General features: G+C 66.9%; 10 protein-coding genes and 1 pseudogene. 7 read left to right on the top strand and 4 right to left on the bottom strand.

Features of this window, described 5'->3' with window-relative positions:
* Together A2J02_RS20630 and A2J02_RS20625 are read right to left on the bottom strand one after the other, a co-directional pair.
* Window positions 1-1,793: AAA family ATPase (locus A2J02_RS20630; protein ID WP_156516323.1), on the bottom strand; the 1,793-nt coding region annotated here is incomplete at its 3' end.
* The gene (locus A2J02_RS20625; protein WP_068052873.1) at window positions 1,790-2,980 is read right to left on the bottom strand and encodes an exonuclease SbcCD subunit D; all 1,191 of its coding nucleotides are present in this window, start codon (window positions 2,978-2,980) and stop codon (window positions 1,790-1,792) included. The genes A2J02_RS20625 and A2J02_RS20630, both read right to left, overlap by 4 nt.
* A gap of 122 nt (window positions 2,981-3,102) precedes the next feature.
* Between A2J02_RS20625 and A2J02_RS20620 the strand changes: the two genes are divergently transcribed.
* Together A2J02_RS20620 and A2J02_RS20615 are read left to right on the top strand one after the other, a co-directional pair.
* Complete coding sequence (locus A2J02_RS20620; protein ID WP_068052870.1) at window positions 3,103-4,269, top strand: DNA recombination protein RmuC; 1,167 nt, start codon at window positions 3,103-3,105, stop codon at window positions 4,267-4,269.
* Between the two features lie 20 nt (window positions 4,270-4,289).
* Entirely contained in the window at window positions 4,290-5,462 is a 1,173-nt protein-coding gene (locus A2J02_RS20615; protein ID WP_068052866.1) for a DUF6542 domain-containing protein, read from the top strand.
* A 62-nt stretch (window positions 5,463-5,524) separates the two neighbouring features.
* On the opposite strand, the gene A2J02_RS20610 is transcribed toward A2J02_RS20615, so the two are convergent.
* Window positions 5,525-6,532, bottom strand: coding sequence for a 4-hydroxy-3-methylbut-2-enyl diphosphate reductase (locus A2J02_RS20610; RefSeq protein ID WP_068052876.1), 1,008 nt, complete (start codon window positions 6,530-6,532; stop codon window positions 5,525-5,527).
* Window positions 6,533-6,654: 122 nt separating this feature from the next.
* On the opposite strand from A2J02_RS20610, the gene A2J02_RS20605 reads away from it, so the two are divergent.
* Genes A2J02_RS20605 through A2J02_RS20595 form a run of 3 tightly spaced genes read left to right on the top strand, consistent with a single transcriptional unit; the run spans window position 6,655 to window position 8,752 of the window.
* Window positions 6,655-7,254 carry a lipid droplet-associated protein gene (locus A2J02_RS20605; protein ID WP_068052864.1) on the top strand — a complete coding sequence of 200 codons (600 nt, stop codon included), beginning with the start codon at window positions 6,655-6,657 and terminating at the stop codon, window positions 7,252-7,254.
* Entirely contained in the window at window positions 7,251-8,513 is a 1,263-nt protein-coding gene (gene xseA / locus A2J02_RS20600) for an exodeoxyribonuclease VII large subunit (protein WP_068052861.1), read from the top strand. Before A2J02_RS20605 ends, xseA begins: the two co-directional genes overlap by 4 nt.
* Before the next feature lie 14 nt (window positions 8,514-8,527).
* Complete coding sequence (locus A2J02_RS20595; protein WP_068052858.1) at window positions 8,528-8,752, top strand: exodeoxyribonuclease VII small subunit; 225 nt, start codon at window positions 8,528-8,530, stop codon at window positions 8,750-8,752.
* Here A2J02_RS20595 and A2J02_RS20590 read toward each other — a convergent pair.
* Window positions 8,749-9,321 (bottom strand): DUF4245 domain-containing protein, encoded by a 573-nt coding sequence (locus A2J02_RS20590; protein ID WP_068052855.1) that lies wholly within the window; start codon window positions 9,319-9,321, stop codon window positions 8,749-8,751. The genes A2J02_RS20595 and A2J02_RS20590 overlap by 4 nt on opposite strands.
* A 135-nt stretch (window positions 9,322-9,456) precedes the next feature.
* Between A2J02_RS20590 and glpX the strand changes: the two genes are divergently transcribed.
* Window positions 9,457-10,497: a class II fructose-bisphosphatase gene (glpX, locus tag A2J02_RS20585; RefSeq protein ID WP_068052852.1), complete on the top strand. Its 1,041-nt coding sequence runs from the start codon at window positions 9,457-9,459 to the stop codon at window positions 10,495-10,497.
* A 47-nt stretch (window positions 10,498-10,544) separates the two neighbouring features.
* Window positions 10,545-10,701: pseudogene (aspA, locus tag A2J02_RS27885) on the top strand (aspartate ammonia-lyase); the annotation flags it as partial.

Below are 10,701 nucleotides of genomic sequence, written 5' to 3'. Positions count from 1 at the left end.
GTGGTCGCGGCATCGAGCGTCTGGGCCAGCTCTGCAGCGGAGGCCCCACCGGTGCGGTCGTGCAGCAGATCCACGTCCCGTTGAGCTCGAGCGACAACCGCGACCGCCTGATCGAGCACGGCAGCGGCCTTGCGTTCTGCGGCAGCGGCCTTGTCTTCCTGTGCCTTGGTCACCGTCGACGTCGACGCTGCAGCGGGATGCGGGTGCACCTCCGATCCGCACACGACGCACGGCTCGCCCGCCTCCAGACGGGCCGCCAGCTCGGCGGCCATCCCGTCGAGGCGTCGCTCACGGAGATCGAGCAGGTGCTCCCGGGCGGTGTTGTGCGCTGCCCGGGCGCTGTCGCGGGCACGTTCGGCCTCGGCCAGAGTCGCACGTGTGCGTACCAGTTCGAGAGCCGACTCGGCTGCCGCGCGGGCCCGACTGCAGCGCTCCTCGAGGCCCGGCAACTCCGCCACAGCCGAGGCGGCTCGTGCCATCCGCGATTCGACCGCTGCGATCTTCTCGGGCATCGAGGCCTGCGATTGCACGGTGCGTTCGATTGCCGCTGCGGTAGTGCGTTGCTGCGCACGATATTCGACGAGGGTGCCGTCGAGTCGGTCGGCCTCGCGGGCGAGACCGAGCAGCGACTGCAACCGGGCGACGTCGGTGGTCCAGTCACGCACGAACTGTGCAACGACCGTGCGCTCGTCCGACGGATCCGCGGGCTCGGGTGGCCAGTGCAACGCAGCGTGAAAGCGTCGACCCTCCGCCGTTGCCGGCAGCGCACGCTCCGCCGCCGCGAGTGAGGAGGTCGCGGCCTCGGTCGTCCGGCGGGCGAGACGGAGGTCTGCGGCAGTGGCCGCGATCGGTCCGGCGGCCGCGGAATCGGCGAGCTCGGTTCTGCGCGCAGCTCGCGCCGTCTCGCCCTCCCGATACTGCACGAGCTGCGCCTCGGCGAGAGCCCGACGACGCTGCAGATCGAGAACGGTGGTGGCCTTCGTCAGAGCTGTCGACGCACGCCGAGCTGCCGCGTCGATCAGCACCGCCCGACCTTGCGCGAGAGTCCGATTCTGCCGGGCATCGGCCAGGACGTCGGCCGCCCACTCGAGCGGGTCCGGCTGCTCGCCGTCCTCGCCCGCGGGCTCGGGTATCCCCGATGCCTGCGACACCCGGCCGAGCATGATGTCGATGGCGTGGTGAGCGTCCGCGAGTTCGGCGGCCAGCTCCCGGCGGCGCTGCGCGAACCACTCTTCGACATCACCGAATCGGCCTGTGTCGAAGAGCCTTTCGAGCAGATTGCCGCGTTCGTCGCTGTCGGCTCGGAGGAATCGCGCGAACTCACCCTGCGGCAACAGCACCACCTGGAAGAACTGGTCGGCACTCATTCCGAGCAGCGCGTTGACGGCGTCACCGATCTCGTTGAGCCGGGTGAGGTTCTGCCCGCGGCCGTCGAGCCAGGTGAGACTGGCTTTGGCGTGCTGCTTGGTGGTGCCCGTGCTGCGGAGCTTGGGCCGCAGGAACTCCGGACTGCGCACTATTCTGATGCGTCGCCCAGCGAGTGTCGCCTCCAACGTGACCTGTGGCACCGCGCCTTTGGCTGCGTGATCGGACAGCAGTCGCTTGCCTTCACGACGAGCTCCGGGCACTGTTCCGTACAGCGCGAACGCCACGGCGTCGAGCACCGTCGTCTTGCCTGCTCCGGTCTGCCCGTGCAACAGGAAGAGCCCGTCGGCTCCCAGTGCGTCGAAGTCCACCGTCTCGGTGCCCGCGAAGGGGCCGAAGGCGGTGATCTCGAGTGAATGCAGTCTCATGCAGCACCGCGGTCGGCGGTGGTGGCCGTCCCGCGGATGGCCTCGGTCTCGCGATGCACGGAGGCCAGCGCGCGAGCCAGGAGCGCGGACTCCGCTGCTGTCGGCACGCTGCGCATGTCCGTCACGAACGAGGTGGCGATGTCGAGATCGCTACGGCCACGCACACGGTCGCGGTAACGAAGCTCGCCGGATCCCTCCGGGCGACGCCATTCCAAGTGGATCGCGTGCGGAAAACGCTGCTGCAACAAGCGCATTGCGTCGACCGGGCGTACCTCGTCGGTGAGCACGGCGGAGACGTAATGATCTTCGAGCTCGCAATACGCTGCGTCCGTTGTCAATTGCTCGACCGTGCCTTCGATGCGGGCGAGTCCGCGTACCACCGGCAGGTCGACTCGCTCGACGGTGCCGAGCCCGTTCGCGTCGAGATCGAGAATCCATACCGCCTTGCGATGCGACCGCTCACCGAAGGAATAGGGCAGAGGGGAACCGGAGTACCGCACTCGATCGGTGAGGGTCTGGGGCGAATGCAGGTGCCCGAGCGCCACGTAGTCGACCCCGTCGAACGCCGACGCAGGCGCAGTTTCGATACCGCCGGAGGAAATCGACCGCTCCGAGCCGGTCGCCTCACCGCCGACGATGAACGCGTGCGCGAGTACGACCGAGCGATGATGTTGTCCCGCTTCGTTTCTCGTCGCGAGATCACCCCGGATCCGATCCATGGCAGCGCTGAGCACCTCCGCGTGCGTCCGCGCGGTGGGAACGTCGAGCTCGGCCCGCGTCGTCTCGGGCTCGAGGTAGGGAATGCCGTAGAACGCAACGGAGCCGTGCTCGTCCTCGATGACGACCGGGGTGGCGACGTCGCCCACCCGCGTCATCAGATGCAGCCCTCCCGCCGAGGCGAACGCGGCACCCGCGCCCAGCCGAGCGGGTGAATCGTGGTTTCCCGACGTCGCGACGATCACCGCGCCTGCCGCTCTGATCGCCTCGAGTCCGCGGTTGCAGACCAGGACGGCATCGGCACTGGGAACAGCGCGGTCGTAGATATCGCCCGGCACCACCACCACATCGATCGATTGCGCCGCAACCAGTTCCGCGATGGACTCCAGCACAGCGCCCTGATCGGCCAACAGGTCGACACCGTGAAAGGTGCGACCGATGTGCCAGTCCGAGGTGTGCAGAATTCTCATGCGTTCGACGCTATCGGGAACCACCGACAAACTCCTCGAGGCGCCTCGGCCTGTCGGACGTGAGCTGCGGTGCATGCCGTCGCGAACCGAAGTTGTCGGTGCCGTCCTGCATCATCTGGTCCATGAACATTCTCACCGCGTTCGGCCTGCTCGTCGCTCTCGGTATCGGGGCGGTCGTCGGCTGGTTGTTGCACGCCTCGCGGGTGGGCGACCGTGCCGTTCGAGCCGAAGCCCAGCTGGCCGCGCTCCGCGAGCACGAGGGCATGCTTCGGCAGTCGTTGAGTGCGGTCAACGAGGATTCCGCGCGACGCAATTCGACCGTGATCGGCCAGCAGGTCTCACACCTGGTCGAGCCGCTGCACGACGCCGTCGATGCGCTCTCCGAGCACGTGCGCCAGGTCGAGCACAATCGCATTCGGGCGTACGCGGGATTGTCCGAGCAGGTCACCGGGATGCATCGAGCGTCGATGCATCTGTCCACCCAGACCGGTCAGCTGGTCACGGCATTGCGTGCACCGCAGATCCGGGGCCGGTGGGGCGAGATCCAGCTCGAGCGGGTCGTCGAACTCGCGGGCATGGTCAAGCACTGCGATTTCGACACGCAGGTGAGCAAGGACGGCATCCGACCCGACATGATCGTGCGTCTCGCCGGCGGTCGACAGATCGTCGTCGACGCCAAAGTGCCGTTCGCGGCGTACCTCGATGCCGCCCAGGACGAGGATCCCGCCGCGCGGGAGAAGAATCTGCGACGCCACGCCAAGCAACTGCGCACTCACATCGACCAGCTGGCCGACAAGGCGTACTGGCAGGCGTTCGAGCCGACGCCGGAGTTCGTCGTGCTGTTCGTTCCCGGCGACCCGTTTCTCGACGCGGCCCTGACCTCGGACACCGGCATGCTCGAGTACGCCTTCGGCAGGAACGTGATCCTGGCCACCCCGACCACCCTGGTCGCGTTACTACGAACCGTTGCCTACACGTGGAAGCAGGAGTCGCTGGCGGAGGACGCTGCGCGCATCCAGCAACTGGGACGCGAGCTGTACACGCGAATCGGTGTCGTCTCGACACACCTGGACAAGCTCGGTGCCCACCTCGGCAAGGCCGTGGAATCCTTCAATTCCACCGTCGGGTCCGTCGATACCCGGGTGAGCGTGACGGCGAGAAAGCTGCACGAACTCGAGCTGTTCGACGCCGATCCGGTGGACATCGCCCGAGTGGACGAGCGACCCAAACTGTCCGATTCGTCCCGCTACCGGCACGACTTCGGTCATGTCAGCGATGCAGTGGGCTGAACAACGGCTAACCTCGGGGGGTGTCTACCTCCCAACGTGCCCGCTCCGGGGTACCGCTGGATCACCGATCCATCCTCGCGACCCTGCCCGGCGTTCCCGCATGGGGTGCCGTCGCGATCGCCGCGGGACTGACCTTTCTCGGATTTCTGATCGATGCCGCACGCGGTACCGAGCTGACCGGTGCGTTCGCGTTCATGTACGTCCTCGGCTGCATCGCCGGCGTCCTTCTCGTCCGCTTCCGTGGACTGTTCACCGCGATGGTGCAAGCCCCGCTGATCCTGTTCGTGGCCGTGCCGCTGTCGTACCAGTACTTCACCGACAACGAAGGCACCAGCCTCAAGGACATCATCCTCAACGTGGCCATTCCGCTGGTCAACCGGTTTCCGCTGATGCTGCTCGGCACCCAGGTCGCCGTCGGACTCGGAGTCCTGCGCATCGTGCTCAAACGGCAGAACACGCATGCCCCCACCCTTCGACGAAGCCAGAAGGCCGAGGGCACTGTGCGACGCAGCCCGAAGCCCAGCGACGACAAGCCCACCAGAGCTCAGCGTCGGGCACAGGAAGAGCGCCCCGAGCGCTCCCGCAGGCGCGCAGCCGATCGCAGCACCGACTCCGCGGCCGAGGCGACCGACATCGTGCCCGGGCCGTACGTCGGTCGCAGAAGCACCGATCCTCGCCCGCGTTCGACCCCTCGCACCGGCTCTCGTGCTGCGGCAGATCCCACCGTGAGCCCCCGGCGATCGGCTACCCCGACCTCGGCACCGCAGACTCGACACTCCGCCGAGGCCCCGCGTCAGGACCACAAGCCAGAGCACCAGAAGCCTGAATACCCACGAACGCAGTATCCGCAGGCAGAGTCTCGTCGAGCGCAGTCCCGTGAAGCACGTGATGCACAGCGGCCGCAACCGTCCGAGTCGCGTTTTGCGCCGGAGCCTCGCTACTCGGCAGAGCCGCGGTATTCGACCGAACCTCGTCGCGAGCGATCGACTCGGGTCAACGCTCCGCGAGAGGCTGCCGATCCGTACGGCTCCGGAGCTCGGCCGGTCGTGACTCCTCGGACGAGCGCCCCCGCTGCCACCGACTACACCGCCGGGAACGGCCAGGGCAGCCATTCTCTGCCTGCCCCGCGCCGGGACGACATTCCCCCGCACCCGGTGCCGAAGGTTCGCTACCGCGACCGTCACAGCGACTAGTTCGAACGAGAAACGCCCCGTACAGGAATTCCCGTACGGGGCCGTGAACTTTTTTCCCGCTGCTAGCGGGCTGGGCGCAGCTCGCGAGGCAGGGAGAACACGAGGGTCTCGTTGGCGGTGGTGACCGGCTGTACGTCTGCGTAGCCGTGCTCGGCGAACAGTTCGATGACGCCCTGCACCAGGATCTCCGGTACGGATGCACCCGAGGTGATGCCGATCGTCTCGACCCCGTCGAGCCAGGCCAGGTCGATTTCCTTGGCGTAATCGACGAGGTAGCTCGCCCGCGCACCCGCGCCCAGTGCGACCTCGACCAACCGCACCGAGTTCGAGGAGTTCTTCGACCCGACGACGATCACCAGATCGCATTCCGGTGCCATCGCCTTCACCGCGACCTGACGGTTCTGCGTGGCGTAGCAGATGTCGTCGCTCGGCGGGTCCTGGAGCGTCGGGAAGCGCTCGCGAAGCTTGGCGACCGTCATCATCGTCTCGTCGACGCTCAGCGTGGTCTGGGACAGCCAGATGACCTTGCTCTCGTCACGGACGGTGACGTTGGCAACCGAGTCGGGGCCGTCCACCAGCTGAATGTGCTCGGGTGCCTCGCCTGCGGTGCCCTCGACCTCCTCGTGGCCCTCGTGGCCGATGAGCAGGATGTCGTAGTCGTCGCGAGCGAAGCGCTTGGCTTCCTGGTGCACCTTGGTCACCAACGGGCAGGTGGCGTCGATCGTGCGCAGGTTCCGCTCGGCCGCGGACGTGTGCACGGCGGGCGAGACGCCGTGCGCGGAGAACACGAGCAGCGATCCCTCGGGCACCTCGTCGGTCTCTTCCACGAACACCGCGCCGCGATCGGACAACGTCTCGACCACGTGCTTGTTGTGCACGATCTCCTTGCGCACGTACACCGGCGCACCGTGCTGCTCGAGCGCCTTCTCGACGGTCTCGACCGCACGATCGACACCCGCGCAGTAGCCCCGCGGCTCCGCGAGCAGCACTCGCTTACCCCCGGCGTACGAGGACTTACCCGTACCGGCGGACTGTGCAATACCAAGATTCAGAGGAACAGCCGAAGACATACCTCCGAGGATACGTGCACCGAGCTCGCCTGCCTCGTTTCCATGCCCTCCGGCCCCGGCTGCAACGGGTCCCACAGCCTGTCGGCTACCCAAAGTTCACCGTTTCGGGCAGTCTGGTGGGCATGACTCGAGTCCCCTTTGCAGCGCGTGTGGCTGCAGGCGTCGCCGTGACCGTCGTGGAAGAGGCTCGCAAGCTTCCCGGTTCCGCTCTGATGCTGCCGATGACGGTCGTCAGCGAAGCGCTGGCCCGCGGGATGCGATTTCAGCAGCAGGTGACGGCGTTGGCCATCAAGGGCGATCTGATCATCGCGAGCTTGCCGGTGATCGGGACCCCCACCGAGGAGCAGCCCTCCTGGGCCAGCTTCGACGAGGACGAAGACGACGTGTTCGACGCCCCGGTCGTCACCGACGACGTCGATGTGCCCGACGCCCCCGTGGCCGAGCCGGTCGCGGCGAACGGCCGCTTCGCCTTGTACTCGACGCCTCCGCTGGACGAGCCGGTGCAGGACACCTCGGCCAAGCGCGCGCCCTCTGCGGACAAGCCCGAGATCGTCGAGATGATCGACTTCGACACCCTCGCCCTTGCCCAGCTGCGCGCACGCCTGCGCACGCTTTCGATCGAGGACCTCGAAACTCTGCTGGACTACGAGAACGACACGCTCGCCCGCGCACCGTTCCAGACCATGTTGGCCAACCGCATCACCACCGCCAAGGCCAAGTGAGCACTCCCTCAACCCAGTCCGGTCCCACCCAGCCAGGCTCGAGCACCGCCGAACAGCCGTGGCCGGTGCGTACCGTCGCCATGAAGGTGGCGGGCTGGATCGACAAGCTCGGCTCCATCTGGGTGGAGGGCCAGCTCACGCAGATCAACGCGCGTCCCGGTACGAGGACGGCGTTTCTGACGCTGCGTGATCCGTCGGCCGACATGTCGTTGTCGGTGACGTGTTCGCCGCAATTGCTCGACCGCTCTCCGGTTCCGTTGACCGAGGGTGCGCGCGTCATCCTCTACGGCAAGCTGTCGTTCTTCACCGGCCGCGGAACCATTTCGCTGCGCGCCACGGACATTCGCGCGGTGGGCGTCGGCGAACTGTTGGCCCGCATCGAGCGGCTCAGAGCGCTGCTCGCCGCCGAGGGGTTGTTCGACCCACGCCTCAAGCGCCCGTTGCCGTTTCTGCCGGGCACCATCGGCCTGATCACTGCGCGCGCCAGCGCAGCCGAGAAGGACGTGCTCACCGTCGCGCAGAGGCGTTGGCCCGCGGTTCGATTCGAGGTTCGCAACACTCCGGTCCAGGGGCCACAGTCGGTGCCGGCGATTCTGGATGCGCTGAAAGATCTGGACGACGACCCCAGCGTCGATGTCATCATCCTCGCCCGCGGCGGCGGAAGCGTCGAGGATCTGCTGCCGTTCTCGGACGAAGCCCTGTGCCGCGCCATCTCGCGCGCCACCACGCCGATCGTCAGTGCCATCGGCCACGAGCCCGACAGCCCACTGAGCGATCACGTCGCGGACCTGCGCGCCGCAACTCCCACCGATGCCGCCAAACTCGTGGTGCCCGACGCCGTCGCCGAACAAGCCCTGGTCTCGGAGTTGAAGTCGAGAAGTGCTGCAGCGCTGCGCAATTGGGTCGAGCGCGAGGCACGCGGACTGGACATGCTCCGACACCGTCCGGTACTGGCGGACCCGTTGGCCTCGCTCGAGCAACGCCGCGAGGAGGTTCGACGTCTGCTGGAGGCGGCGCGACGCGACGTGCAACGCGAACTCACCACCCAGGACACGCTCGTCGAGCATCTGCGGGCCAGGCTGTCGACGCTGGGGCCTGCTGCCACACTTGCTCGGGGCTATGCCGTCGTACAGCGGGTGGTTGCGGGTTCGGATCCCGAGGTTCTCCGTTCGGTCGAGGACGCGCCACCGGGTACACAGATCAGAGTGCGAGTGGCCGACGGTGCCGTCACCGCCGCAGTCATGGGGCGAGTCAAATGACAGAAGGAGTACGTATGAGCGAGAACGAAGACAAGCCGGTATCGGAACTGGGCTACGAAGAGGCCAGGGACGAACTGGTGGGCGTGGTGAAGATCCTCGAGCAGGGCGGGCTCGATCTCGACGCCTCCCTGGCCCTGTGGGAGCGCGGAGAGCAGCTGGCCACCCGCTGTGAGGAGCAGCTCGCCGGAGCCCGCAAGCGGATCGAGACCGCGCTCGCGAGCACCGAGAAGGACAGCTAGGGCTCCAGCGGTTCGGCGACCTCTAGGGCCTCGGCGAGCGTGGTGAAGTCTGCGTCGTTCGCGGTACCGCCCAGCAGGATTCGGACATCGCCGAAGTCCGAGACCCAGTACTTCCGCGAACCTTCCTCGCCGTAGACGATCCAATCTCGACCCGACACGTTCTGCGCGCCCGACGCGTACACCGTCTCGTCGCCGGCCACAAAGGGGACCAACACTTCCTCGACGGCGCTGGTCTGGGTCAGCTGCAGATACGCACCCGATCCGGTGATGTACCCGACAGTCGACACCGGTCCCCCGTTGTCGCCGGAGATCGTCGGACGACTGCCCGAGTTGGGCGTCCAATCCTCCGGAACAGCCGGATTACGCACCGGAAAGCCGATTTCCGACGCGTCGTACTGCAACGCGGTGTCCACGTCGAAGTTGGGGATGGGCCCCTGCTGGGGCCCGCCGGGGCTAAGCGAGCACTGACTGGCGATGCCCGCAATCAACAAACACGCGATGACCAGCGGAATGAGCGACCACACCATGTCGCGACTGTTGTTGAGAATCCGAGGTTTGCTGTTCGCCACCCCACCAGTATCCCCTCTGCGCAGCAGTGCTCGGTCGGCGCGTGCCTCACAGACCACCCGACCCCACGGCAGACATCACAGAAGTGAGATAATCGCGCCTGGGTAACACCCCACCAACCAGGAGGCTACAAACCGATGACGGCCAGCACCGAGTCCACTCGCGCCATGGCGCCAGATCGCAACCTCGCACTCGAACTCGTACGCGTCACCGAGGCCGGTGCGCTCGCCTCGGGTCGCTGGGTCGGTCGCGGCGACAAGGAAGGTGGCGACGGAGCAGCAGTCGACGCCATGCGTCAGTTGGTCAGCTCGGTCTCGATGCGCGGCGTCGTCGTCATCGGCGAGGGCGAGAAGGACGAAGCGCCGATGCTCTACAACGGCGAACAGGTCGGCAACGGCAACGGCCCCGAGGTCGATTTCGCCGTCGACCCCGTCGACGGAACCACGTTGATGGCCAAGGGCATGCCCAACGCCATCTCGGTTCTCGCCGTCGCCGAGCGTGGCGCGATGTTCGATCCGTCCGCAGTCTTCTACATGAAGAAGATCGCCGTAGGACCCGACTTCGCCGACGTCATCGACATCACCGCACCGGTCGCGGAGAACATCGCCCGCGTCGCCAAGATCAAGAAGGGCTCCACCTCCGACGTCACGGTGTGCATCCTCGACCGCCCCCGGCACGCCGAGCTGATCCAGCAGGTGCGCGACACCGGCGCTCGCATTCGACTGATCTCCGACGGCGACGTCGCCGGCGCCATCGCCGCCGCCCGTCCCACCTCCCCCATCGACATCCTCATGGGCACCGGTGGAACTCCCGAAGGCATCATCGCCGCGGCCGCCATGCGCTGCATGGGTGGCGCGCACCAGGGCATGCTGGCTCCGACCGACGACGACGAACGCCAGAAGGCGATCGACGCCGGACACGATCTCGATCGTGTCCTGTCCACCGAAGACCTGGTCTCGGGCGAGAACGTCTTCTTCACCGCCACCGGCGTCACCGACGGCGACCTGCTCCAGGGCGTCCGATACTCGGGCGGCGGCGCGCACACGCAGTCCATCGTGATGCGCTCGAAGTCCGGCACCGTCCGCATGATCGACGCGTACCACCAGCTCAACAAGCTCAAGGAGTACTCGACCATCGACTTCGACGGCGACACCTCCGGCGCCATCCCGTCCTTCTGACCGTCCGCTCGACGAAGTTTCCGCTCCCCTACCGAGGCAAGAGGTCAATGACAGAGAACGAACAGCAGTTCCGGATCGAGCACGACACCATGGGAGAGGTTCGCGTTCCCATCGATGCGCTCTGGCGTGCCCAGACGCAGCGTGCCGTGGAGAACTTCCCCATCTCGGGCCGTCCGCTCGAACGCACTCAGATTCGCGCGATGG

It is taken from the genome of Rhodococcus sp. EPR-147 (assembly GCF_001647185.1).
Lineage (GTDB): Bacteria > Actinomycetota > Actinomycetes > Mycobacteriales > Mycobacteriaceae > Rhodococcoides.
This window is presented reverse-complemented; position numbering and strand designations above follow the sequence as displayed.